Origin of the sequence: Nostoc sp., assembly GCF_036919895.1 — a bacterium.
GTDB lineage: Bacteria > Cyanobacteriota > Cyanobacteriia > Cyanobacteriales > Nostocaceae > Nostoc.
This window is the reverse complement of the sequence record NZ_JBALBW010000065.1, coordinates 1-24925: the sequence shown is the minus strand read 5'-3', so window position 1 is coordinate 24925 and position 24925 is coordinate 1. Positions and strand designations below refer to the sequence as shown.

At 40.5% G+C, this 24925-nt stretch carries 21 protein-coding genes and 1 tRNA gene; 9 read left to right on the top strand and 13 right to left on the bottom strand.

Translation table 11 applies throughout. The features are described 5' to 3' along the window. Window positions 1-25: 25 nt before the first annotated feature. Window positions 26-1942 (bottom strand): sulfite reductase, ferredoxin dependent, encoded by a 1917-nt coding sequence (gene sir, locus V7K55_RS11725; RefSeq protein ID WP_334831365.1) that lies wholly within the window; start codon window positions 1940-1942, stop codon window positions 26-28. Window positions 1943-2182: 240 nt separating this feature from the next. Next, entirely contained in the window at window positions 2183-2722 is a 540-nt protein-coding gene (locus tag V7K55_RS11720) for a hypothetical protein (protein WP_322643070.1), read from the bottom strand. A gap of 392 nt (window positions 2723-3114) precedes the next feature. Here V7K55_RS11720 and V7K55_RS11715 point away from each other — a divergent pair, with 392 nt between their 5' ends. Together V7K55_RS11715 and V7K55_RS11710 are read left to right on the top strand one after the other, a co-directional pair. After that, the gene (locus V7K55_RS11715) at window positions 3115-4056 is read left to right on the top strand and encodes an ADP-ribosylglycohydrolase family protein (RefSeq protein WP_334831361.1); all 942 of its coding nucleotides are present in this window, start codon (window positions 3115-3117) and stop codon (window positions 4054-4056) included. Window positions 4057-4149: 93 nt separating this feature from the next. Continuing rightward, window positions 4150-5091: an ADP-ribosylglycohydrolase family protein gene (locus V7K55_RS11710; protein WP_334831359.1), complete on the top strand. Its 942-nt coding sequence runs from the start codon at window positions 4150-4152 to the stop codon at window positions 5089-5091. Between the two features lie 74 nt (window positions 5092-5165). On the opposite strand, the gene V7K55_RS11705 is transcribed toward V7K55_RS11710, so the two are convergent. From V7K55_RS11705 to V7K55_RS11690, 4 genes are all read right to left on the bottom strand, one after another. Further along, window positions 5166-6161, bottom strand: coding sequence for a transposase (locus V7K55_RS11705; protein ID WP_334831357.1), 996 nt, complete (start codon window positions 6159-6161; stop codon window positions 5166-5168). A gap of 21 nt (window positions 6162-6182) precedes the next feature. Beyond that, window positions 6183-7034, bottom strand: a complete 852-nt coding sequence (locus tag V7K55_RS11700) for a hypothetical protein (protein ID WP_334831355.1) — start codon at window positions 7032-7034, stop codon at window positions 6183-6185. 139 nt (window positions 7035-7173) lie between these two features. Beyond that, window positions 7174-7833 carry an Npun_F0813 family protein gene (locus V7K55_RS11695; RefSeq protein WP_334831353.1) on the bottom strand — a complete coding sequence of 220 codons (660 nt, stop codon included), beginning with the start codon at window positions 7831-7833 and terminating at the stop codon, window positions 7174-7176. 81 nt (window positions 7834-7914) lie between these two features. Next, complete coding sequence (locus V7K55_RS11690) at window positions 7915-8043, bottom strand: hypothetical protein (RefSeq protein ID WP_334831351.1); 129 nt, start codon at window positions 8041-8043, stop codon at window positions 7915-7917. A gap of 146 nt (window positions 8044-8189) precedes the next feature. Between V7K55_RS11690 and V7K55_RS11685 the strand changes: the two genes are divergently transcribed. After that, a tRNA-Arg gene (locus tag V7K55_RS11685) sits at window positions 8190-8262 on the top strand. Between the two features lie 135 nt (window positions 8263-8397). On the opposite strand, the gene V7K55_RS11680 is transcribed toward V7K55_RS11685, so the two are convergent. After that, window positions 8398-8967, bottom strand: coding sequence for a DUF2854 domain-containing protein (locus V7K55_RS11680; protein WP_334831349.1), 570 nt, complete (start codon window positions 8965-8967; stop codon window positions 8398-8400). 497 nt (window positions 8968-9464) lie between these two features. Here V7K55_RS11680 and V7K55_RS11675 point away from each other — a divergent pair, with 497 nt between their 5' ends. Continuing rightward, a complete protein-coding gene (locus tag V7K55_RS11675; RefSeq protein WP_094329394.1) occupies window positions 9465-9638 on the top strand; it encodes a hypothetical protein in 174 nt (57 codons plus the stop codon). A 130-nt stretch (window positions 9639-9768) separates the two neighbouring features. On the opposite strand, the gene V7K55_RS11670 is transcribed toward V7K55_RS11675, so the two are convergent. Then, window positions 9769-10185, bottom strand: coding sequence for a response regulator (locus V7K55_RS11670; protein WP_334831347.1), 417 nt, complete (start codon window positions 10183-10185; stop codon window positions 9769-9771). Window positions 10186-10570: 385 nt separating this feature from the next. Then, window positions 10571-12751, bottom strand: coding sequence for a polyphosphate kinase 1 (gene ppk1, locus V7K55_RS11665; protein ID WP_334831345.1), 2181 nt, complete (start codon window positions 12749-12751; stop codon window positions 10571-10573). A gap of 1119 nt (window positions 12752-13870) precedes the next feature. On the opposite strand from ppk1, the gene V7K55_RS11660 reads away from it, so the two are divergent. Together V7K55_RS11660 and V7K55_RS11655 are read left to right on the top strand one after the other, a co-directional pair. Then, window positions 13871-14278: a hypothetical protein gene (locus V7K55_RS11660; protein WP_334831343.1), complete on the top strand. Its 408-nt coding sequence runs from the start codon at window positions 13871-13873 to the stop codon at window positions 14276-14278. Window positions 14279-14837: 559 nt separating this feature from the next. After that, the gene (locus V7K55_RS11655) at window positions 14838-15275 is read left to right on the top strand and encodes a hypothetical protein (protein ID WP_334831341.1); all 438 of its coding nucleotides are present in this window, start codon (window positions 14838-14840) and stop codon (window positions 15273-15275) included. Window positions 15276-15344: 69 nt separating this feature from the next. Here V7K55_RS11655 and V7K55_RS11650 read toward each other — a convergent pair whose 3' ends face one another. Continuing rightward, complete coding sequence (locus V7K55_RS11650) at window positions 15345-18251, bottom strand: hypothetical protein (protein WP_334831339.1); 2907 nt, start codon at window positions 18249-18251, stop codon at window positions 15345-15347. A 683-nt stretch (window positions 18252-18934) separates the two neighbouring features. Between V7K55_RS11650 and V7K55_RS11645 the strand changes: the two genes are divergently transcribed. Together V7K55_RS11645 and V7K55_RS11640 are read left to right on the top strand one after the other, a co-directional pair. Next, complete coding sequence (locus tag V7K55_RS11645) at window positions 18935-20389, top strand: sensor histidine kinase (protein ID WP_334831337.1); 1455 nt, start codon at window positions 18935-18937, stop codon at window positions 20387-20389. Between the two features lie 367 nt (window positions 20390-20756). Then, a complete protein-coding gene (locus V7K55_RS11640; protein ID WP_334831335.1) occupies window positions 20757-21446 on the top strand; it encodes a hypothetical protein in 690 nt (229 codons plus the stop codon). Between the two features lie 39 nt (window positions 21447-21485). Here V7K55_RS11640 and V7K55_RS11635 read toward each other — a convergent pair whose 3' ends face one another. Together V7K55_RS11635 and V7K55_RS11630 are read right to left on the bottom strand one after the other, a co-directional pair. Then, the gene (locus V7K55_RS11635; protein WP_334831333.1) at window positions 21486-22559 is read right to left on the bottom strand and encodes a tetratricopeptide repeat protein; all 1074 of its coding nucleotides are present in this window, start codon (window positions 22557-22559) and stop codon (window positions 21486-21488) included. 98 nt (window positions 22560-22657) lie between these two features. Further along, the gene (locus V7K55_RS11630) at window positions 22658-23287 is read right to left on the bottom strand and encodes a sigma-70 family RNA polymerase sigma factor (protein ID WP_334831331.1); all 630 of its coding nucleotides are present in this window, start codon (window positions 23285-23287) and stop codon (window positions 22658-22660) included. A 197-nt stretch (window positions 23288-23484) separates the two neighbouring features. Here V7K55_RS11630 and V7K55_RS11625 point away from each other — a divergent pair, with 197 nt between their 5' ends. After that, complete coding sequence (locus V7K55_RS11625) at window positions 23485-24081, top strand: glyoxalase-like domain protein (RefSeq protein ID WP_104901533.1); 597 nt, start codon at window positions 23485-23487, stop codon at window positions 24079-24081. 90 nt (window positions 24082-24171) lie between these two features. Here V7K55_RS11625 and V7K55_RS11620 read toward each other — a convergent pair whose 3' ends face one another. Beyond that, complete coding sequence (locus V7K55_RS11620) at window positions 24172-24657, bottom strand: CRR6 family NdhI maturation factor (protein WP_334831329.1); 486 nt, start codon at window positions 24655-24657, stop codon at window positions 24172-24174. Window positions 24658-24925: the final 268 nt, after the last annotated feature.

Below are 24925 nucleotides of genomic sequence, written 5' to 3'. Positions count from 1 at the left end.
ATCATGGTTTAATGATTTATTCGGCTTACGAAAGATTCTGAAAGTAAACCTCTAGCGCTTCAGTCACTAACTGAGTCATCGGCTTACCTTGGCTTTCTGCTACTTCCTTCAACTTGCTATAAACCTCTTCTTTCAAGTTCACCCGATGGCGCGATTTATTTGCACCATTGGCTGCTTGGGGTTCGTAGGTGGCGCTAAATTCACGGATGGCATCAAAACCAACGCGATCGCAAAAATCACCAAAGCTTTCCTTCGATTTCCGAGATTTCTTAAAGTAAACAAAAATCGGCTCTAGGAAGCTTTCTAAATCATTATGGTGCAGCTTTTCTGTGTAAGGTTGCGCCAATCGAGTCTGATTTGGCGAACCCCCTAACCATAATTGGTAAGATTCTGGAGCGCTACCGACAAAAGCCAATTCTGCCAAGTAGGGACGAGCGCAACCGTTAGGGCATCCTGTCATCCTTACCACAAAATGCTCTTTTTGTAAACCTAATTTATCTAATAGAGCGCGAATTTGCTCCAAAATACCTGGTATTGCCCGTTCTGATTCTGTGATTGCCAAGCCGCAAGTGGGCAAAGCCGGACAAGCCATTGCATACCGTACTAAGGGTTCGATTTTACTGGGGTCGTCTCCCACGCCGTGACGGCTGAGAATGTCTTGAATAGCTTCCTTGCTATCTGGTTCGATATCGTAAAAAATCACATTATGGTTGGATGTGAGGCGGATGGGTAAGTTAAACTGCTCGACAATTTCCCGCAAAGCAGTTTTCAGTTGAAACGAACCTTCATCCTTTATTCGACCATTGTCAATGGAAATTCCTAAAAATAGCTTGCCATCACCTTGTTCATTCCAGCCAAGGAAGTCGTGAAATTTAAACTCTGGCAGTGGTTTGAAGGCTTCGATTGGTTTGCCAAAATATTCTTCAACTTGGGTACGGAATTTATCTACACCCCAATCGTTGATTAGATATTTTAATCTGGCATGACGACGATCGGTGCGATCGCCATAATCTCTCTGAGTGGCAACAATCGCCTTCACTACGTTATAAACGTCATCTTTCGTAACATAACCAATAGGGTCTGCTAACCTAGCGAAAGTTTCTTCTTTCCCGTGTGTCCGTCCTAAGCCGCCACCAGCAAAAATATTAAATCCTTCTAATTGTTTCTTCTTATTGGTAATTACTACCAAAGTCAGGTCTTGGGAATACAAATCTACCGAATTATCCCCTGGCACTGTCACGCAAATTTTGAATTTACGCGGCATATAGTGAGTGCCATAAATCGGTTCTTCGTTGTCATGAACAATTGTGCCATTCCCATTGCGCTGTCGCGCCGCCTTCACCTCTGGGTCTTCTTCAGCACTAATTGCCTTTTCCCCATCTAGCCAAATTTCGTAATAAGCACCTGTCTGCGCTGACAACAAATCAGCAATATTTTGGGCATACTCCCAAGCATACTGATACTCTGGGCGATTCTTAAAGGGGGCTGGTGGAGCCATGACGTTGCGGTTGATGTCACCGCAAGCTCCCAAAGTCGAACCCAAATTATTGACAATCGTAGCAATTGATGCTTTCAGGTTCTTCTTTAAAATACCGTGCAGTTGGAAACCTTGACGGGTAGTTGCGCGTAACGTTTGGTTGCCATACTCATCAGCGATTTTATCTAAAGCCAGATATAGCTGCGGCGGTACTAAACCACCAGGATTTTTTGTCCGCAGCATAAACTGGTAATCTTTTTCCTGTCCCTTGGTGCGGTTGTCGCGGTTATCCTGCTGGTAAGAACCATGAAACTTCAAAAGCTGCACCGCATTTTCGGTAAAATGGGTAGTATCTTGAAGGATCTCAGTTGCTACAGGTTCACGCAAAAAATTACTATTTTCCTTGATTCCTTCTACTTTGGAAGGCTTACGGCTAGCGATTGGGGAAGGAGCAGATTTAACCATTAGACTTGTATAGTATTCTCAATAAAGCATTGCGTAGACACCGAATCAACACCCTTCGGCGACTTTATCCCCGGTAATCCGGCCGGAATAACGAGGAATGATTTAATTTTACCACGGCAAAAGCCGGCTTTGTCAGTGATGTAACACTTAACAAAACCAGCTTTTGGAAGTAGTGAGTTTTTAGTGCTAAGTCCTGAGTACTTAAGTAAAGTATGGAGTGACTGAGGACTCAATAATTTTTTATTTGAAGCGATAGCCAAGACCGCCATTTATAGTGACAGCAGAAGCATCGCTATTTTGGTACGCACCAAGTCCTACTTTAGCGTTAGTGTAGACGAGAAAATTGTTAGCAACTTCCGATTCAACACCAGCACCTACTACTACTGAATCTCTGTTACCTATAGGGGTTGGTGAACCATCTTTTTCTACAAAAGAATAACCACCAGTTAAATAGGCGTTAGTTCTATTAGCAATAGGCACATCCACAGAAAGTTCTGGGATGATAGCACTTGTCTTATCACTCCAGAGAACATTACCGCGTGCAGAAAATGGCGTAGTTCCTAATTTCACGCGACCTGTAACATTACCACCAAATGTAGCAGCATTGTTGATACCTTGCCCGCCGCTCGTAACGCCAGCTGCAACACCAGCACCAATATAACTAGCGTCAGTACCCTTTTTGGTTTCAGCAGACGCTTGACCAGCTGATAGAACAAAAGGAGCAACTATTAAGGAAGACAATGCAGAAATTGTGATGAAAGACTTGAGTAAGCGTTTCATAGTTTTTACCAAAATTTGTATTTTTTACTTGTATATTCCCAGTCGATAATCGTGTGAGAATGTTCCAAATGTTTCCCTAATTTTATTAAATGAATATTGCAATTGATGTATGAATTTACAGCTTAACCATCTCTGAGAATAATAAATAAGCTGTTATAATTACATTCAATGTCTTTTCGTCTGAATTCTTTGTTCCAAAAATAGACGCTTTTAAAACTGTCACAATATTTGGAACTAAAACTATGTCGGAATAGGGTAAATAAAATACTCGATTAACATTTTTTGCCAAGCTTTTCACAGAGGATGAAAAACTCGGCTGTAGCATCTGTTGCAACAAGCTATAGAGGGAATCTATAAAGTTAATTTTGAGCAGTTATCGTGGAGATTGAATAATGCTAACCGGTGCAAAAACGTTGTCTGGTTTGATGGGTTTATGTGTCGGTGATGCGTTGGGTGTACCGGTGGAGTTTACTAGCCGTGCTGAACGAGCGAAATCTCCAGTGACAACGATGCAGGGTTATGGCACATGGAATCAACCACCAGGAACTTGGTCAGATGATAGTTCGTTAAGCTTTTGCTTGGCTGAATGCCTTTGTCGGGGGTATTCGTTGGATGCCATAGCTAGTTCCTTCTGGCGTTGGTACAAGGAGGCTTACTGGACTCCTCGGGGCGATGTCTTTGATATTGGTCAAACTACTCACACAGCAATTATGCGCCTGAAACAGGGAGTTGTTCCCCATCAGGCGGGTGGAAAGGTTGAAAATAGTAATGGCAATGGTTCGCTGATGAGAATCTTGCCGATGGCTTATTGTCACAGAAGCTTAACTTTAAGAGAATTACTGGCGCGGGTGCATGATGTTTCAGCGATTACTCATGCTCATGCGCGATCGCAAATGGCCTGTGGCATTTATATTAGTATTGCAGTGGCGCTCTTAGAAGGGGCTGACCCTCAAACAGCTTATTTACAAGCATTGCAAGATATCCAAACAATATATTCTGTCCGAGAATTTTTGTTAGAAAAGCCGCATTTTGGCAGAATTTTCAGTGGTGAAATTGCCAAGATACCAGTGGAAGAGATTAATTCTGGTGGCTATGTGATTGATACTTTAGAATCGTCTCTGTGGTGTTTATTAAATAGCTCGTCTTATTCTGAGGCGGTACTGAAAGCTGTCAACTTAGGTGGGGATGCCGATACAACCGCCGCCGTCACTGGTGGGTTAGCGGGAATTTATTACGGGGTGGAAAATATTCCTCAAAAATGGATGAACCAAATTGCCCGTAGACAGGACATTATTTATTTAGCAGAGCGTTTTACAAGAGCCGTCTACAGCTAGTTTGGAATTAGAAATTAGACTAAGCGTTTACGTTTAATAAGCGGCTTTTCGCAAGTAAAATCAGTTATAGAAAAGTTTCATGCTGGTTGAACAATGCTAACCGATGCAAAAACGTTGTCTGGTTTGATGGGTTTATGTGTTGGTGATGCCTTGGGTGTGCCAGTGGAATTCACTAGCCGCGCCGAACGGGTAAAATCTCCAGTGACAACAATGCTAGGTTATGGAACTTGGGATGTTCCTGCTGGTACATGGTCAGATGATAGTTCGCTGACCCTTTGTTTGGCAGAATGTCTTTGTGACGGATTTTCACTAGATGCGATTGCTGATTCCTTCTGGCGCTGGTATCACGAAAGTTACTGGACTGCTCAAGGCGAAGTATTTGATATCGGGAACACCACATTTTTAGCAATTGTCAACTGGAAACAAGGAACTCCACCCTTAGAAGCAGGTGGTAGTAGTGAAAATAGTAATGGCAATGGTTCTTTGATGAGAATCCTGCCGATGGCTTATTGTCACAAAAGTTTAACTCTGGATGAATTGCTGGCGCGGGTGCATCAAGTTTCTTGTATTACCCATGCTCATGTGCGATCGCAAATGGCCTGTGGCATTTATATTAGTATTGCAGTGGCGCTCTTAGAAGGGGCTGACCCGCAAACAGCTTATTTACAAGCCTTGCAAGATATCCAAACAATATATTCTGTTCGAGAATTTTTGTTAGAAAAGCCCCATTTTGACAGAATTTTTAGTGGTGAAATTGCCAAATTACCAGTTGAAGAGATTAATTCTGGTGGCTATGTGATTGACACCTTGGAATCATCCCTATGGTGCTTATTAAATAGCTCGTCTTATTCTGAGGCGGTGCTAAAAGCTGTCAACTTAGGCGGAGATACAGATACTACCGCCGCCGTCACCGGTGGGTTAGCGGGAATTTATTACGGGGTGGAAAATATTCCTCAAAAATGGATGAACCAAATCGCCCGTAGACAGGACATTCTCTACTTGGCAGAGCGTTTTACAAGGGCTGTCTATAGTTGAGGGGACTAGAGACTGGGGACTGGGGACTGGGGACTGGGAATACAAGGAGAATAACCAATGCCCAATGCCCAATCTTAAACAGTAGACAAAGAATAAACCTGACCATCAATCAACAGTCGTGTGATGCCCTTAGCTTGGAGATGAATCCGAGCCTTATGGAGCATTTTACTATCAGGAACTTTAATCACGCGATCGCGCTTGGTAGAAAAGCGCTTGGCGACACGATGGTTATCAAACACCGGCAGAGTTCTTTGCTGGGTTTCCAGGCTGGGAATTTGCCCCAAATCACCAAAGTCCTTCAGAGGTCGGGTAATTAATTCTGAGGAACGGTCAATTACTAAATAGCAAGTTTTCGGCAAATTGGCTATCGACAGAGGTAAAACTTGAACTGATGCTTCACCGGGTCTTCTTTTTGTGACTAACGGCCTTTCATCATCTAGGTCATCATCATCAAAGTCTTCTTCCTCAAAATCGTCATCCTCTAAATCATCATCATCTAAATCATCCAAATCCTCCGATTCATCTAGCAAATCTTCGCCCAACATCTGCGCGATGACAGCCGCTCCTGGATGCTCAACCTTTAGCGGTGGAATGGAGATGCTGACTATTTCCGGTGGCTTCTGCTCTGGAGTTTCTAGTTTCTCTGTGACTCGGAGCTTCGGTTTCTCCGCCGCCGAGGGGCGACGGCGCACCCGTCTAGCAGCGAGAGACTCTGCCGTTTCCTCTGAGAAAAGTTCCTGTTCTACATGAATTATGCGACGTGGTAATGGCTCAACTTTTGGTACTTCCAAGGGCTGGCTCTCGATGGGCGGAACTTCTATCTCCGGCTCCGGTTGAGTCAGTAGAGGTAACTGCTCGTAGCTTACCTGCGCCCTGCCTTCAGGAGTTCTCGCAGCCCGCTTTAAAGAGACTAAATATTCATACTCATCCTCTGGCAAAGTGCTTTTGAGCAGGCGACTAATTGTCGAGTTACTCACACCATAGCGTTCTGCCAAAGTTGAGGTTGTTTCGGCAGTCTCTCGATATAACTTAAGAATTTCTTGCTTGTCAGAGTCTGTTAGTTTTCTCACGGTAGATACCAAAAATCTTTACTAAGCTCGTTTACGTCCGGTGGTACGCCGCGTTCGTCTTAGTGATGCGTCATATTCTAAGACAGCGCCCATACCAAATAACACTCCACTAAATACCCAAAACACTTCTAATATCTCCCCACTTTGATAGTTGGGGCCTTGGGCGTATTTAAACCACATATCTGCAATGTAAAGCGAAAAGGCCGCTGCTGCAATCATTCGCCAAGACTGGGAAACTCTTCCCCCCCAAAAGGCTAACAGCAGAGTGGTAGCAATAATTAACAGAACTACATCGCTAACTACGTAAAACCAATTCAAAATAGCGACTAGCAATTCTGAGGGTGTTTCCTGCTGCATAGAAATCCACCATGCCAACAAACTACCGAACACTGCAATTGCTAACACAATTAGCCATTGCCATTTTTCCAGATTGATTCGCCTGGAAGCCACAGCTAAAATCATGCCTGCGCCAAGTAATAGATAAGTCAGTACAAAAAATATATCGCCTACAGACACATCTGGTTCATCTTTTAAAACTATTTCGGTATATCCGAAAATTATCCCCCCAACGAAATAGGAAAGCATACCCAAGCCAATCAAGAGCCAAACATTTCGCCCACTGACGATTTGTGGACTCAGCCAGTTCCTCAAGCATAAGATACTAGCACCCAAATAAGCTAAAGCTTCAAAAATATTTGTGCCAATCACATACCACTCGGCTCGGCTTTCTATGCCATCGGCTCCAGGAACTTTGGCACTAAATAACAAAAAGTATAGCAGTGCTAGTACAGCCCAGCCAATATTAGCTAAGACAATGTTCTGAGTGTTGAAAATGGATTTAGAAAGGAACGAATTCTCGTAAGAGTTATTCATAGGACTTGACTATGTAGATGCACTCTGGCAGTATTTTTAGTTAAAGGACTGTGTATCTAGAAGTGTGTCTGCCAGGTAACACACAATCGGACACCAAAAGCAAGTACCAGTGGCCGGAACTTTGTTAAAATTTTCCATGCTACTGCCACAGTTTACCCAGTGGCGATTGATTTAGCCAATTGATAAACAGCGATCGCTCGGCTTCTGGCATATCTTCTAGCTTATAAATCACTTGTTTGGTAAAATTTGCGTTGCCAAAATACGCTTTTCCTAATCGATGCAGTTCTTGTAACAAGATAACTACATGATTTTCCTGCCAATCAGGTATTTTGGCTGTCGGCAAAGGATTAGTAGATACCAAATATTTAACTGCTTCTAGAGAAGATACTTGAGGAAATTGCTTCTGCTTTAAGACCTCCGCAATATCTTTTTCAAATAATGCAGCTTGTCTAGCACCTAAAAACTCTTCAATGTCGATAGAAACACCCTGCAACAGCAAAATACTGGCTTGGATTAAAATCGCCGTTTTGCCATGACCACCTGTGTCACCATCCAGCTGCTCTAAACGGATTTTACCCCAGACGCTAAAACGTTCCGGTTCCTCCAGCAAAACACAGGCTTTACCCCGGTTATCCGTTAATTCTCTCCATAAGGCTCTAGCTTCTTCTTCTTGACTAGCTTTGAAAACACTAATCAAACGAAAAGTTTGCCCTTGATAATTAAGGATCGGCACCTGCTGATCCTTTTTTGGGTGCTGAATGCTTGATATTTCAACATCCTGCCGTTTGAGAATAAACATGGCACTAGCAAATAACTCCTCACAGGGGCACTCTTAATATGGAATATATAATGGCATTTGGCAGTATCGCCAAGGCTGAAATTACCTAGCATACTGTGGAAATGGGTTTAGCGATCGCCAGATCCTTCCCGAAGGTAGTCGCCCAGAGGAGGTTGGCGTTAACAGGCAAAGAACCCCTTGACAACTCAATATATCTAAACCAATAGCCATCTGTTTCGTTTTTAGTGTAAATTGACTAGCTAGCGACTAGCATCTTAGCCTTGCTAGCAGGAAATCTGCAATTTTCGATTGCTTCTTGATACGCAGAAACGATATAATAGTTTAGATGACTCCTTTGGGAGCCATAATTTTGTTTTGGGCGCGTAGCTCAGTGGATAGAGCAATTGCCTTCTAAGCAATCGGTCGCAGGTTCGAACCCTGCCGCGCTCGTTTTAACTCAATATGAACCCTCAAGCACCGTGAAGTGATATGACAATTTCCCCGTTTGAGGGTTCGCTATTGCTGCATCATACCAAGAACAAAGGCGATATTGCTGCTACGAAAGCGATCGCGGTTTGTCTTTGACTATTGACTACTTACTAGCGACTCTTTTGGAGTATTAATCAGCGCTAGCTCAATAGTATCTTCAGATGGCTGCGTTATTTGAACCTCCAATCCAGGTCCAAAATATTTGGTCATTTTTTCCTGCTTTTTTTGCCACTCATCAATTGGTATTAGCGGTGAATCAAATTCTAAAATTAGGGCATAGTTACCATTGATTTCTTTTTCTTGTAACCCTGTGACTATTGGTCGTTCCTGGTCTGTGGGACTCAAACCTAGAAAAGAAAGTGTTGTATCTAAATGAGCATCTTGACCGTAACAATATCGGGTGATATCTTTGCGAATTTTATTTTGAGTATCAGTTGCTTGCTGTTGGCGCAATATCAATGCTGACGGTGATGTAGTTTGGGTAAAGGGAACTGGCTTGAGTTCATTAGCTTTCAGTGCCAGCCCTCCCAACAATAGAGGAATCCCGTAAAAAAATCCGACAAGATTGAGTGTGGCATTATTACCAGCATAGGCGACAAAGCCAATGATGGTTAATATACCGCCGATAGTTAAACCGAGTGTTCCCAAAGAGATTTTGCGTAGCATGAGCTTAAATTAATATAAATTCTGAATACCTCAATACAATTTCCAAAAATCTTGGTAACAAATAAATCGGCTGTAGGGGCGTATACCTGTCATTATTGTCAACTTAAGTTATATGCCGTCTCTAAGAAGCTTTTAGAGATTGTCTCCCCAAGAGTCTCTGACTAGGGAATACCTAGCCTCTGCCTGAAACAAGGTTTTAGAGGAGTTCTAGTTTAAGTTGACAAATGGACAACAGTACGCTCCTACCAACGGACTTGACTTATAGCAGGAATTTTGTGAAAAGGTATCAGTTATTATTATCATCGGCTATGAGTAACAAATTAGGGAAGAGTATTAGCTTAAGCCACCAAGTGGGTGGTAAAAATAAAAAGTCATATCCTCGGATCTATCTCTTGAGCGTTTAATGTTTAATTAGGTTGACCTACTTAAACACCCCAGAATGCTTGGTTTTAAGTTAACTTAAAACTTAAAGGTAGTTTAAAGATCGGGAAAAAATAATGGATTTACAGACTATAAAAGAACGGATTGTCGCAGTTCAAAGTAAACGCGATTACCTGTTAAGCCTACTGGAGCAACCAAATCTGGGAACTTTGAGGGTTGACGTAAATCAGGCTTTAGAAGAACTGGATGAATTAATTGATGAATTTAGACGCACCATTTCGGTAGAGTAGAAATTATCAAAAAGAGCGTCGATCTAACCCTAAACTTCAGGTTAATACCGACGCTCTTCAGTACTATTGTGTCCTTAAATCCCCAGAATTGAACTAAGCCTGAGTTGGCGAAGCAACATAGCTGTATCATTTATCCTGCAACCGAACCATCTGCTGCACGCTGACCTAACTGCCTAACTAAGGCAATGAGTTCGCTTGTGGGTACATCTTTCTTGCAAACATCATCAAAGCTAGACATTGCCTTTTGCCCTTGAAAATTTACATCTTCCACTGAGGAATAAGCAAGGATCTTGGTGTTCGGGGATATAGCTTTAATCTGACTAGACGCACTCCAGCCATCCATGAGCGGCATCTGTAAATCTAGAACAATCACATCAGGATGGCAGCGTTTAACCATTTCTATAGCCTCTTCACCATTACTGGCTAAACCTACTACTTGAATATTTTCCTGGCAAGAAAAAACTAATTGTAAGGTTAAACGAGTCAGTTCGTGGTCATCAACAACTAGAACACGCAAGGTAGAAAACTCACAGGATAACATTAACATCGAGGGGAAAGACAAATTTATTCAGAATAACCTCTCTAATTTATCCGAACAAGTGCCAGCACTGAATCTATCGAATGGTTGAATAACTTGCGTAAACCCATGACAAACAACTTAGTTGCTTTTAAAAAATTAAAGTTTTCTAAAAGCAACTAAGTTGAGCTAGTTGTCAAGGTAGAACGTACTATAGGACTAATATTTGATTTTTGAACAAAATTAGGTATTGTAGGGGAGCCAGTGCGTTGCAGAGGTTCCCTCCGTTGTAGCAACTGGCGTTGTGTTAGAACGAAGTTCATAACGCACCATTATCAAGGATTTAGTGCGTTACGCTATCGCTAACACACCCTACGGATCTTTTCTCCAAATCAAACCAGATTCCTATAGTTCTTTAATCAATCAAGTTTGAGGCTAGACCAGTTGACCGTAATACCATATTCATAAGAATTTTTTGTGAATTAGCTTCTGGAGAATCATCATAGGGACGGCGCTGAATGTAGCTGCCATCGGCTTGTAATTCCCAAGCTTGGCGATTATCTGCAAGCATAATTCCCATAATTTCTTGTAAATCCTTCGCAATATCAGGGTCTTTCACTGGGGTAATTACTTCTACTCGACGATCTAGGTTGCGGCGCATCCAGTCGGCACTACCGATAAAGATTTCCTCCTGTGTATTGTTATGAAAATAATAAATCCGAGAGTGTTCTAAAAAGCGACCGATGATGCTAATGACGCGAATATTTTCACTAATATCTTTGAGTCCTGGACGCAAACAACAAACGCCCCTAAGAATTAAGTCTATTTGCACTCCGGCGCGGGAAGCTTCATATAAAGTGGCAATAATTTCTGGATCGACTAGAGAATTCATTTTGGCAACAATGCGTCCAGAAAAACCATTTTGAACATTTTCAATTTCGCGGTGAATTAGTGCTAAAAAGCGATCGCGCATATTCACCGGTGCAACCAGCAACTCTCGATAAGACTTTTGCAGGGAGTATCCTGTCAAGAAATTAAATAAATCTGTGATGTCAGCACCTAATTCTTCACGGCAACTAAATAATCCCAAATCTGTATACAGTCGTGCTGTTTTGGGGTTATAGTTACCAGTGCCAATATGCACATAGCGACGTATCCGGTCTTTTTCGCGCCGTACCACCATGAGGGTTTTACTGTGGGTTTTTAGCCCGACTAAACCATAGACTACATGAACTCCAACTCTTTCTAGTCGTTTTGCCCAGTAAATATTATTTTCCTCATCAAATCGCGCCTTTAATTCCACCAACACGGATACCTGCTTGCCATTTTCGGCGGCAGCAATTAAGGCGTTGACTATGGGTGAGTCGCCAGAAGTCCGATAAAGTGTCATCTTGATAGCTAACACGTCCGAGTCGTAGGCCGCATGGGTAATAAAGCGCACTACTGTCGCCGAAAAAGATTGATAGGGATGGTGTACTAGTAAATCCTTTTCTCGAATCACAGCAAAAAAGTCTTTTCCTTCGTCTGTCTCCAGTGCATCTGGATCTAAACTTGGTTCCCTCAGCCTTTGCAGGCGTAATGGGACAACAGATTGGCGTGGTGGATCTTTGAGTTCCGGCAATGGCAAGGCCATAAAAGACATCAAATCCCGCAATCCCAAAAGACCGTCTACTTCGTAGAGATCGCTTTCTGTTAATTCCAAATCGTGCAATAATCGCGATCGCACTATTTCAGGAGTCTGGGATTGAATTTCTAGCCGGACTGGACTTCCACCCAATCGCCGTTTTCGCAATTCCTGTTCAATCGCTAATAGCAAATCATCTGCTTCATCTTCTTCTAATACCAAATCATTATCACGGGTAATACGGAACGGATGATATTCTTGAATATTCATCCCTGGAAATAGAGATTCCAAGTTATGAGCGATCGCTTGTTCTAAAGGTACTCCAGTCCAGTGGGCAGGTTTATCATTATTTTGCTCTCCCAATTCAGGCGGAATCGGTAAAAATCGTGGTAGTACGCTAGGGACTTTAACTCTGGCAAAGAATTCTTCTTCTGTGTCTGGGTTTTTAACTACAACAGCCAGATTCAGACTGAGATTAGAAATAAAAGGAAAAGGATGACTAGGATCGACAGCCAAAGGTGTCAAAACTGGAAATACTTGTTCTTCAAAATAGCTATTTAGATGAGTGCGCTGTTTTTGATTCAAATCTATGTAATCCAGAATATGGATGCCATGATTTGCTAATAATGGCCGAAGTATTTCCTCAAAATGTTGATGCTCTTTCTTTACATGAGGAATCAGGGTAGACCTAATATCGTCTAGCTGTTGTTGTGGTGTCCGACCATCGGGAGTTAACAGGCTGACTTTCGCCTCTACTTGTTGCTTTAAACCAGCAACCCGCACCATAAAAAACTCATCCAAATTAGAGTTAAAGATTGCTAAAAACTTGAGGCGTTCGAGAAGCGGCGTGCGATCGTCACAGGCTTCATGTAATACCCTGCCATTAAATTCTAACCAGCTTAACTCTCGGTTAAGATAATATTGTGGATCGCTGAGATTGATGGGAGTAGCGCTTTTCTTAGATTTTGCCATAATGACCTAAGGGCAGGGAGATGTAGCCCATTGAATTGGGGGACAATAAACATATTAAGTTAAAGGGTGCTTGAGCAGAACGCTGAAGCTATTTTTGGTTATATGGATTCTTTACCTCCCTACAGATAAAGAACGGATATCAGGCTTAGAGGATGTTTGAAAAGTCCTTTTGTCGGTATCAAAAGTTTTAGATCCCCCTAAATCCCCCTTAAAAAGGGAGACTTTGATTCCGATTCCCCCCTTTTTAAGGGGGGTTAGGGGGGATCTAAAAGTGCCTAAAATCACAGCAAAATACTTTTCAAACAACCTCTTAAATCAAAAATCTATTTGTATCTAAATAACTTCAGTCAAAGACTCAAAAATAAACTCATGTAGGCACGAAAGCCAACATTACTAAGAAATTTGTGGGGATTTTGCGAACCCAACAGCCCGTTGTAAACATCGCATCTGTCCAGTATTTTGCACTATCGCCCAGCGTATTTTCCAGAGAATTCACTCTACCCAATCCATAACTCAATACGCTTGGGCTAAGGCGATCTTCATTAACCCTCCTTAAAAAAGAGGGAATTAGAGCAAGCTTTTTTAAAGGGAGTTGAAGGGATCTGCGGGATAAAATATCACAACCACCAATTGCATTGACCCATAACTAGATTTTATGCCGGTTTCCATATAAATAATAACTGCGACTGGGGATTAAAATTGTTGCCTGCAAAATATTACCTACAAACATGCACTTAAGATTTAGCAAAGATATGACATAGGCGTTTATGACAATTGCTGACGAATTCTCGATCAGTGCTTACGTAGAATAATAGTATTATAAACAGTCTAAATCCTTACCTGTAGTGCTTTCTGGATTAGAATTTAAAAATTCCAATTTTAGTAATTATTGAAACAAATTATATACAGATATCAAATAGATACAAGTTTTGTTTTAACTCTATTTTCATGAGGTTTTTCTTGCTATTACTCAGATTCAGGCTAACAAAGAATGTATTAGTTTTTTTTATTTATGATTATTAAATTTTTTAAAAATTCAGTATTATTTCTGAGATATTTTTGGTAGGCAATGGTTATATTGAAAACGCAAAGAGAAACAACACAAGGAATTTGTTAATCATGAAAATTTCTGCGATCGTTAAAGGCGGCATCTGCTTATTAGGTTTGGTTGGCGTTGGTAATATCCTGGCTGCACCAGCAAGTGCAGATCAAGCTTCTGCTCGGGGTGCAGTTACAATAGTTAGACCATCAGGTTCTTCTCTCAGCGTCAGTGCTGAGTTGGTTGCAGCTCCAGGTACAGACTTTACCGCACTAGATGTTGTCGTTAATGGTCTTACTGCTGAAGGTACAAACCAAGAAATTGTCACAGGCCTCACATTAACCCCAACACCTATAGCATCTTCAACCACACCTCCTACCACAATTTCAGCAGCTATTGCAGGACAGATTGCAGCACAGACTTTTACAACTGTTGAAGATTTAGCAACTCTTGTCAGAGCAGCTGGCGCTGGTGGCGGTCTAGAGTAGATTTGATTTTTGCCTAGCTACTTACTTACAAAATTTTTAACAACTCACAGAACAGTTGAATAAATTAATAGAGCGTAGGGAGGAGAAATAGCAATGCTATATTATCTTCCCTATATTTATTTTGTGGCTCAGATTCGCGACTTTTTTAAAAAAGTCGCGAATTTTGTTGTACGGGTCTTTCGTAGAAACACATAGTTCCTCGTACCTACTGTTACAAACTCCGATACAAAGATTACATTTTTCCTTTGTGCTTTACGTAAGTTCTAGAATTATCATGCGACTCCTCATCAATCCTTTACATAGCTTTAGTGATATCAATATAAACCCTGAAACTCCTAGAAAATAATGAATCGAGCGCTTACGTAACAATACCAACCCTCAAAATGTTCATCGTTAACAAAACGCTCATATCAGGGATTCTATATTTTTATCTGACGAGAGGAATAAAAAAAGATAAAGAGAGATTCCGCCTCTACTTTTGCTAGTCGAGGTTAATTTTGCGTTTTAAAGCAAAATCTGGAAACAAGCTAAAGCGAAGAACACGAGGAGCTTATAAAAAATGAATAGCTTATCCAACAAATTATCTATAATTTTTCAGGGAAGTATCTGTCTATTAGGTTTAGGTTTAATAAATGTAGGAAACTTTTTAGGCACACCAGCAAATGCACAACAGGCTACTGCTCGTGGTGCTGTTACTCTTATTAGACCTTCTGGTAGTTTTCTCAGTGTCAGTGGCGAGGTAACTTTACCTTCTGGATCTTCCTTTAACGGAGGTTTAACAATTTCTCCTACCTATGGAGGTATTGCAGGTGGAAATAACGAAACCATAACTAGTCTGACTATAACCCCAGGATTAGTTCAAACTACTACACTCCCTAACCCAAGCTCATTTATTGATACAACAGCGAATTTATTAAAAAATACTACTTCTGTTGAAGATTTAACAACTATAATCCGAGCGGGCGCTGGTAATAATGGCTTAGGTGGTTTAGATTAAACAGAATTGACGAACTAAAAATATTAGATTCCCGAATTTTTTAAAGTTGGGGGATATTTTGTGATGCCATCAAAATCGATAACCACCTTGAAGCTGTAGGTCAAATCCATTCTCGCCTGTACCAATTTGAGTTTCTATAAACACACTATTATCTGCAAAACTATGCCTCAAAATAACTCCATAGTTGAAGCCAGAAACTCGGCTACTCAAACCCAAATTATTGATACTATAATTTTTCAAATAAATACCAGCAGAAATATTTTTGCTGACTCGGTGTAAGCCTTGAAATTGAAAGAAATACTCTTTACCCATTTCTAAATTTGTCTTAAGGTTCAAACCATGACTAGTACTAAATTCTCCATTAAAAAGACCTAAAAAATCCCCGTTGCTATTATTCTCAATAAAAGCGATACCAGGAGCTAAAGAAAAACCGAAATTTCTTTCTTGATGCTGATATAAATAACTTAAAAAAGTAGAAAAAGGATTATTTTTATTAGAGGCACTATTCCAGTCAACTCTCAAGTATGGTACGTGAGTGTTAATAGCTACAGGTTTTTTGGCTGAATTTAAGCGCACATCAGTTTTAATATAGTTAAGAAGTATATTAGTATATAAACCTAATGTTGGTTCTTCCGTTCCTAAATTATTATTAGAAACGCCTGGTGCTGAGTTAGCATCTATATTAAACCACGTTCCTACATTGGCACTATAGTTAAAATTTCCAGAAGAACCGGCTGCTAATAATTCAACTGTCGGCAAGGATAGATAACCGTTAAAACTATTAAAACTAACACCTATTTTGTCAACTCTAGTGAGTTCCATATAATCGAATGCTAAATCGGCTGCTCGCACCTGTATCGGTACTATCGTCGAATCTGCTGAATTAAATTTTTGTACAAATTGTTGTCCTTGGGCGTTTGTCAAAATTACTTCGGCAGCAGAGGATTCGTTAACAGGATCAATGGAAGTATCATTTAAAGGAATTGGAATACCAATGTAAGTCAGAGGGCCAAATTTTTCATTAGAGAGCTTGAGATCGGAAAAGAATGTATTACCTTCATTTAAAATAGAAATATCTCTTTCAAGAAACTGAACTGCTCGTTTGTGGTTTCCCGTTCTTATTTGCAAGATACTAGAGTTCTTAGGAGTTACTTGACTAGGAAATGTGTAAGTTCCAGATACCTGCTCTAGTCCACTCGATGCATTGACATAAGATAAAGTGCGATTCAACCTGTTATTGATTTGTCTTCTTTGTTCAGATGTAGCAGTTGTACTTAAAGAAGTAAAATCTTCCCCATTCTTAAACTTTTCTCTAGCTTCGTGTAAACCTTGTTGAATATTATCAATTTTAATAGCTTCAAAAACTTCACCTAATAGTAAACCTAATGTAGAATTTACTGATTGAATAGCATCAAGGCTAGTATCGCTGAATTTAGCTGTGAGAGATAAACCTGGGGCAGAAAAAATATTAGAATAAGTAGCTTTAATAGCAACCGGATCGTATTGAATTAAGCTGCGATTATGAGGACGACTAACATACAATCTATGCCAATCTGAACTTTCTTGAGTTTGGGATAGTGTCTCAAATACAGGTTGTCTTCTCCCTAAAGATACCCACTGTAAAGAGTTAAGATAATGGTAGTCTTTCTCAGGTTGAGAGAGAAAAGGATTGACTGCTACATTTAATAAGTCAAAGTTATCAAATTCGCCAAGTTGAGCAACCTTAATACCTGGTAAGGAAGAAACAGGAGCAGTAAAACCAAAACCTTCTCCCGTCAATATATTTCCCCAGGAGATACCAGCAGCTTCTAAGGCACTATTAGGAATAACTTCACCTATCTTGAGTTTGACATTTCCACCATCTAATAAAGGCTGTATGTTCGTCGTTGGAAAGCCTTGCAAAATTTTGGGAGCATTGACAGCATCTAAAGCTTGAAATAAAGCTTGTCCACCATCAGCACTCAAAGTAGAGCCACTACCAATAGCTGGAATAGGATTTCTTAGAACTGTGACATTAGGATTGTTTTCGTTAATTCCACTATTAATAGTAACTCTGCCAGCAGGTACTCCTTCAGGATTCACCAATTGTCCGGCTATTGAGGTTATAGAAAAATTCTGAGCATCAACGGTTCCAAATAAATTCTGAAAATCTGTAGGTATAGCGAATAGGGTTTGCAATCCCCAAAATGCCTGTTGTGAAGTAACATTTTGGGTGATATAAGTATTAGTTTCTCTTCCCTGAGACAGAATGCCAACTTGGGAGCCTTTAGTTTCAACTACTATTCTATTATTATCGAGAACCCAGTAAAACTGGTCAGCTTTGGGAAATTTAGCATAAGTAAATTTATTAATAATCTGATTGTCCCCAGAAAATTTTAAACTTATATCTGTATCTATATAATTTTCATTCTGATTTGGCTTAAATAATTCTGTGGAAAAAGTAAGATTATCTGTAGGATTAACAATCCAAGGATACTTATTGGCACTAAATGTCAGAGCATCAATAATTATTTTTTGTTGTTGTGTTTGTTGTTGCTTCTTTGAACGACGTAGCTTTTCTATTAGTATTTGTTGTGCTGGTACATTCGGTTTAGTTGTATTAGGCTTAGTCTGTTCTTCACCTTCATCAGGTGGCTTGGGAGGTTCTACTTTATACTCTTCAATTGGGATAACATCAGCTATAGTGAATTCGGATAACTGTTTAGTTTTCTGCAAGTCAGAGTTAGTTTCTTTTAAGAGGTTTTTGCTTTGAGGATTATCTATTTTATCTGAATTTAGTAAACTCCGATCGCTAAGATTTCCATTATTTACCGCGATTAACTCAAGTGGAATTAACTTTGTAAATTGTTCCTTTTCATGTGAGCTAGAATTCGCCTTTTTTAAAGCTTGTATTAATATAGTTTTATTGTCTAAAGCATCTAGGTTCTCTGATTTTGATAACCTGTTATCACTAGCAATCTTATTTTCTGCATTCAAAATTATATTGTTACGACCGTTAAACTCTAAGGCGAGCGCAGAAAATTGAACTAGGATAACTTTGAACAGGATTGTTGAAGATAAAAAGCACGTTACAATTAATTGTAAATTTTTTTTGAATCTCATTAGTGAGATTTTTACAATTTTGTGATTCGAGATTTTACAGGTTTCCACAATAGAAATATACTGTTTGGTAGAATGGATTTAAGAATAGAAAGCATAATCAATTCAAAATAGCGATCGCCAACTACTATTTTCACTGCAAAAAAAACTATTAAGCCTCAAAAACTATTCATTGTTTCGTTTTAAAAAAATGATTTTTAGTTACTCATTTTAGACAAAATCAAACATTATTTTCGTTAAAACGATATAAGCAGATAAGCTTTAAATAAGTATTTTTGGTATTGATTCTAAGTATGTATAGACTTTGTATTGCAACCTCTCTACAAAAGATTTCGAGCTTAACTCAAAGGAATTGTGATATAGATAGCCAAAGAAAATCGATTTTTGTCAGATTTGTAAAGAATTAAATAGGATTAAGCAGATTTACTGCAACAAGAGTGTAATTCTTGAGCAAAATTTAAACCTCAGCAAAACCACGAGAGCTAAAAAAACCAGATACTCTTTAACCGTATAAATACGTAATATGAAGATATTCAATCAAAAAAGTTGGTGAAAAAAATATGTTTCAGGCTACTCGCCGCCGTCTTGCAATTTGGTACACTGCCGTTACTGCTGTATTACTACTACTGTTTGCTAGCGGTGTTTATTTATACGTTCGCGGCACACTGATTGAGCGGATTGATGATACCCTTAACCATGTAGTGGAAATAGTAGAGCGTTGTCTTACAACAAGTCGGTGTGCATCAACGCTCATATTTGAGCCAATTGATGCTGATGCAGATAAATTTCGCATTAACGTAGAAGCCAGTTTTCACGACAATACCGATCCAGTAGAAGATGACCACATCGACCTAGAATGGTTTAGTCCAACTGGTAAATTAATTTGGTCAACGCTATCCGAACCCCTAAATATTCCCATTCATGCCAACCGCACTGGTGAAACTGTGCGCGTAGTTAGGGGAGAGAGTGAAAATTCAAAATTTCTCACTCAAAATTCACCACTCTTATTACGACAAATCACCCAACGCGTAGAAATGGGGCGGCAAGTAGTAGGATATCTGCGTGTTAGTCATCCCTGGTTTGAAGTAACTAAACCCAGTCGTGAGTTAATTTTTGATTTGGCGCTAGGTATTGGGTTAATGGTGGTTTCTGTAGGGGCAAGTGGCTGGTTTCTTTCGGGTAAGGCGATGGAACCGGTAGGGGAATCTTATCAACGCCTCAAACAATTTACTGCTGATGCTTCTCACGAACTTAGAAGTCCCATTACTTTGATTCAAACGAATGTGCAAGTCGCCCTTGCTGACTTGGATTTAGCGGAGACAGAAGCAACCACTTCTATGCAGTATCGGCAACAGTTAAAGGTTGTGGAACGGTTAACGCAGCGTTTGGGTAAATTAGTCAATGACTTACTATTCTTAGCACGGCAAGATAGTGGGATTAGCAAAGATATATTTTCACCTTGTCCTCTAGATGCCTTGCTGATAGAGGTGGTTGAAGAACAACAATTGTTAGTCCCTGAAAAAGAAATCGCCCTTTCTCTAGACTTAATCGATCCTCCTGCCTCTGAAACTAACCCTGAATTATTGGAAAATTGGTTTACTCTTGTGGGCAATTGGGATCAACTGGTGCGTCTATTCACAAATTTAATTGCTAATGCTTTGCATTACACTCCAGCAGGTGGACGGGTAAAAGTGGAATTGGCGCGGATAGAGGGAATAAATCGCGTTTCTGGACTACGTTACACCACTGCCCAATTGCAAGTTAAGGTGAGTGATACCGGAGTTGGAATTCCGCCAGAAGCCCTACCACGGTTGTTTGACCGCTTTTATCGGGTAGATCCGGCACGGACTCATACAACTGGGACTACAGCAACAGCCAGCGCTACTAGTTCAGGATTGGGATTAGCGATCGCTCAAGCTATTGTCGAATATCATCAGGGTCATATTCAAGTTGAAAGCATTTTTGGTAAAAGTACTACGTTTATCATCACTTTACCAATAACTTTTGAGTCTTAAACAAGACAGTTAAACTGTTGCAAAAAGTTGGTTGATGACAATAATTAAAATCTGTAGACTTATTTACTGATTGAGGTTTTCAGCCTTGAGAGGGAAATATATTGATTTTTTTTAGATTATTTCCGCATCCTTAGCTAGATACGCAAAATCGAATGGGTTGTTAAATTTTAAATGTGTTCAACAATTAATAATCGTTAATCTAATTTACTGGTTGAAAAATAATTCATTTAAGACAGGACTTACGCACAGGTAACGGAAATCGAACCACAGAGGACGCAGAGAACACAGAGAAATCAGAGTTTCAGAGAGTTGTTGCGTAAGTCCTATAAGAAAAAAAATTAAGCTTTTCTAGGAGTCAAGAAAGAATATGAAGTCTCAAAGTTTTCGCAAATCTGCTCAGTTATTTAGCGTTATTTTTGGGGGATTACTGATTAGTGCGCCAGCAATTCCTCAAGCAGTTGCACAAGAATATACTCCTAAAGTTAACCCTTGTCCCAGGATTTTCTACGAAGAACCACATAATAATCAAGTAGTGGTGCCAGCAGGATGTCCTCCTAATGCGCTAACACAAAGACTAGCTGCTCAAGGGCTTCTTCCTGCCCCTGCGACCCCATCACCAGAGCTAGGTGTCGGCGGTACTCCAGAAGCAGGTGCTAGAGTTACTGGCGATCAAACTCAACAGCCCTCACCAGGAGCGGTTCCTAATGACCAATCACGACTATTACAACCACGGCAAATCCCCAGCGCAACGATCGCACTAACTAATGGTACTGTTAATGTCAACTTGGTAAATGACACTGCGGCTAATGTAACTTTCCAAGTGATTGGCGATACGGCACCGCGATCGCTACAAGGTAAGTCAAATGTAATATTGCAAGGTTTAAAAGTACCAGTAACGGTGACATTTGAACGAGAAGATAAGGGACAGTTGATAGTTACTCCACAAGCTTCTTCAGAGCCAGGAAGTTTGGAAGTTAGATTTAACGAAGCCACAAATGCAGCCCAGGGTAGAAGTGCGATGAGAATTGAACGAAATGGTTCAGTTTTCTTAAATTAATCAAATAGTGCGAAAGGAGGGGAAATTCATGAATTGCTCCTACTTTCGTTGAAGCATTTGAGTTAACTGATCCCGTAATTGCACCTCTTGTTTGCTGTCTTCTAATGTCCGCGCTATGACAATAGCTCTTTCGTAAAAATTGCGGGCAGTTAAGTAATTGCCTTGTTGCTTATATAACTGAGCGTAAGACTCAAAAGATTTTAATTCTTCTCGCAAATTTTGCAATTCTTTAGCGAGTGCTAAACGTTGTTCTAGTAAATCAAAGGCTCTTTCGTAGCGCCCGGCAGTAGTGTGAGCTTTAACTAAACCGTCAATTGCTCGTAATTCATTAGTGCGATCGCGGTTTGTTTTAGCTGTCCGCATCGCTTCGCCATAGGTAGTAATGGTATCCTGATAATTTCCAGATGCTAGGTAAGCATCACCTAAATTATTCAGGGTATTTGCTTCACCGATGCCATCGCCAGTTTGACGGCGGAAAAGCAAAGCATTTTCATACAATTTAATCGCCTTGTTATAATCTCCCAACCTGGCAGTTACCAAACCCAAATTACTCAGAGATAGTCCTTCCCCTTCAATGTTTTTGACACCGTGAGCAATTGCGAGTGCATCTTCGACTATTTTACCAGCAGCAGCAGATTCTCCTTGTTGTAGGAGAAATGTACCAATATTATTTAGCACAAAAATCTGAGATTGGAAGTCTTTAGTATCACGAGCGATCGCTAATCCTCGTCGTAAAGCATCTTCTGCCTCTTTTGAACTACCAAGCTGAATATAAGCCTTGGCAAGCAAATTGTAAGTCAAACCTTGTGCTTTCAGGTCGCCAATTGAGTGATATAGTTCTAGTGCTTGCAAGCAAGACGTAATTGTTTTATCGGCATATCCTGAAGCATATTGTTGTTTGCCAATACTCAGTAAGCTGTCTGCTTCATCTCTGGATTGTCGCCCAACAGAACTATTTAAAGGACGGTGGAGTTGTTGCGTAATATCAGCCGCACCGGCAGCTATCGGACTCAGCAAAAAAGTAAACAGTAAAAAACTATGTAAAAGTACCTGGGGACGAGAAATCACACCTACGCAAATTAATTGCCTGGGAAATACAAGCCGTTGTTTCATAAAAATTACCCCTAAAGTTGCGGGTTTAAGTAGAAGGTCTAAGAAGAAGTTTTAAGTTTATAAATTGAAGACAAAGAATATACGCATTTACACTTAAGTTAAGATTGAGTAAAATCTTCCCCAAAGTATATGGTGCGGATGTCTGTGGGTAATTTGTCCTCTAGCATACGATAGCCTTCCTGGAGAGAATTGGCTACTTCGTTTGGAGCGATCGCTTCTCCTTCAGCTTGCAGATAGGCAGCGATTCTCGTTTCACTCCAATGGAAAGTTTGAGCCATTAACACGATTAATCGTAAAACACCTGGTAGTTGGTCTAATGCTTGTTGTACATAGCACCATAGCGGCGGCGAAGTTGCTTGCAGAGAATAATGAATTGCTTCTGTGGGTGGTAGCTTAATCTCGTTGATGCAGAAAGCTGTCATATTAATTAACCAATTCTGCATGGTTAAGGCTGGCTCTCCTGATTCCGGGGTGGTTAAATTTAGTCCACCGAGTTCGTAATAGATATGCCGCCAGGTGAGGGCAAAGAGATAATCTGCCTGCACAGGCGATCGCGCCGAATGCCGAATTAAGGTATACACTATGGGGCTATAGCGGCAAAAAATCACCGTAAAATACTTGCCGGCATCTGGATGGCGCTGAAACAGAGTCAGTAGTTCATGGTCAGTGTGATGAAATAGCGACTTTACCAGAGGATGATTAGCTTCAGGAAAATGAGGAATTTGCACAATTCTTTGAGTTGATAGTTGTTAAAATAGTTATGGGAATTGCACTCCCGTAGTTAATCGCATAATATCTTGGTGTTGCCCAGTTTGTAGCCCAGACTCAGACTACTTGAGTTATTGATAAACTAGAAACAAGGACTTAATTTTAGTCTTAATCCACAATAATAAAATCGATTCCCCTATAGAATCCTTATTTGTTCATGGTTATAGCAGTTAGTGTGATGTCGTTCCTGCTCAGTCCCCTTACCTTTGGTTCCTTTCTCCCTTCCTTGCCCTTAGATAGCCTGTTTTCTACCCAAGGCATTATGGTAATGCTGCTAGCAGCTTACGCTGGTGCAATGTGGATGTTCCTCACCAGTGCCCCAAAAGTACACACTGTAATGGTGTCAGATTTGGAGATTGCCCGACAGTTGTATGAAGGGCTGCTAGATTTGCCAGCAGCTGAAGTGCCTTTGCACTATTACTACAACTACGAACAAACTATAGGCGCAACTGGGATCGATCCGCTATACATGTCTACTGGGCCGAGTTTGTCAAGCAAAATGATGAGTAATGCCACTGAAGGTTTGTGGTATCAATTGAAGAAAAATACCCAGTTACACGTTATTACTGGTGCGAGTTTAGGTAGCAAGAATCAACAACGCCACGTTTGTTTTGATCGCGACTGTCTGGAAATGATTTTAATGCGAGTCGAAACGCGCGGTTTGAAATTAAAGATTCGTAACCAAAAGCCCCTGAACTTTTTAGTGAAAGACTATGAAGGGCGAGTGATTGAGGTGGCTGAGGTAGCGAATTAGTCATTAAATTTTAGATGATTTTATATTGTGTGGTGCGTAGCTTGCCGTTGTAGGCATCGCGCCACACAATATTTTTTTAAGTAGCTAGTGTTAAAACATCTCAAAAAAAGCATCATCTAATTCATAACCCAGCATTTGGGCCATGGACTTCAGCCTGGAGAGGCTGGGGATATCTTGCTGTTTGAGCCAATCACCTAAAATAAAGATTTTGTGCATCAAAAATATTTCTAAGGCTTCAGGATTGTACTGGATGCCATCTTGAGAACTGAACTGATGTGGTACTAGCATGGCGGCATAACGAGCAAATTCTCCAGCTTTCCAATCTAGTAAAAATGCTAACCAGGGGTATTTGGCATCTAGGCGCAGAAACCACAGCCGCACCTCTGGAATTTCGGAGAGTTCCCGTGGATCGCCAGGTTCGAGATCGTAATTGATGTCAAAGCGTAGCTGTTGTTCGTGGGATGCAACCCCATCTTGCAGCCATTGTTCAATCACCGTTGAGGCAGGCGACAGTTCGAGATTGTTAATGAAGTCATTATTGAGTGCGATCGCAATTATCTTTGACTCAGCAGCCACTTTCTTTTTGCTCAACTGTAGGATCGAGAATCTACAGTAGCAGCTTTCAGGGATTGACGCTACATTGAACTTGAGAAATTAATTGGTATTTACTAATACTTTTTTGCTGATAATTTGGTCAATCTATCCAAGCTTTAGAAACAAATTTGACCTTCTCAAATTTATTTGATACTTTTACTTAGTTTTTGCTGGTTATCATAAATATAGCGGTTCCCATTCAGCAACATTACATCACCAGGTGTAGAGGCACGGCACTGCCGTGCCTCTA

Excerpts from the sequence above, each read along its gene's own strand:
- sir (WP_334831365.1), bottom strand. The coding sequence starts at position 1,942 with ATGGTTAAATCTGCTCCTTCCCCAATCGCTAGCCGTAAGCCTTCCAAA.
- V7K55_RS11720 (WP_322643070.1), bottom strand. The coding sequence starts at position 2,722 with ATGAAACGCTTACTCAAGTCTTTCATCACAATTTCTGCATTGTCTTCC.
- V7K55_RS11715 (WP_334831361.1), top strand. The coding sequence starts at position 3,115 with ATGCTAACCGGTGCAAAAACGTTGTCTGGTTTGATGGGTTTATGTGTC.
- V7K55_RS11710 (WP_334831359.1), top strand. The coding sequence starts at position 4,150 with ATGCTAACCGATGCAAAAACGTTGTCTGGTTTGATGGGTTTATGTGTT.
- V7K55_RS11700 (WP_334831355.1), bottom strand. The coding sequence starts at position 7,034 with ATGAATAACTCTTACGAGAATTCGTTCCTTTCTAAATCCATTTTCAAC.
- V7K55_RS11695 (WP_334831353.1), bottom strand. The coding sequence starts at position 7,833 with ATGTTTATTCTCAAACGGCAGGATGTTGAAATATCAAGCATTCAGCAC.
- V7K55_RS11690 (WP_334831351.1), bottom strand. The coding sequence starts at position 8,043 with ATGGCTATTGGTTTAGATATATTGAGTTGTCAAGGGGTTCTTTGCCTG.
- V7K55_RS11680 (WP_334831349.1), bottom strand. The coding sequence starts at position 8,967 with ATGCTACGCAAAATCTCTTTGGGAACACTCGGTTTAACTATCGGCGGT.
- V7K55_RS11675 (WP_094329394.1), top strand. The coding sequence starts at position 9,465 with ATGGATTTACAGACTATAAAAGAACGGATTGTCGCAGTTCAAAGTAAA.
- V7K55_RS11670 (WP_334831347.1), bottom strand. The coding sequence starts at position 10,185 with ATGTTAATGTTATCCTGTGAGTTTTCTACCTTGCGTGTTCTAGTTGTT.
- ppk1 (WP_334831345.1), bottom strand. The coding sequence starts at position 12,751 with ATGGCAAAATCTAAGAAAAGCGCTACTCCCATCAATCTCAGCGATCCA.
- V7K55_RS11660 (WP_334831343.1), top strand. The coding sequence starts at position 13,871 with ATGAAAATTTCTGCGATCGTTAAAGGCGGCATCTGCTTATTAGGTTTG.
- V7K55_RS11655 (WP_334831341.1), top strand. The coding sequence starts at position 14,838 with ATGAATAGCTTATCCAACAAATTATCTATAATTTTTCAGGGAAGTATC.
- V7K55_RS11645 (WP_334831337.1), top strand. The coding sequence starts at position 18,935 with ATGTTTCAGGCTACTCGCCGCCGTCTTGCAATTTGGTACACTGCCGTT.
- V7K55_RS11640 (WP_334831335.1), top strand. The coding sequence starts at position 20,757 with ATGAAGTCTCAAAGTTTTCGCAAATCTGCTCAGTTATTTAGCGTTATT.
- V7K55_RS11635 (WP_334831333.1), bottom strand. The coding sequence starts at position 22,559 with ATGAAACAACGGCTTGTATTTCCCAGGCAATTAATTTGCGTAGGTGTG.
- V7K55_RS11625 (WP_104901533.1), top strand. The coding sequence starts at position 23,485 with ATGGTTATAGCAGTTAGTGTGATGTCGTTCCTGCTCAGTCCCCTTACC.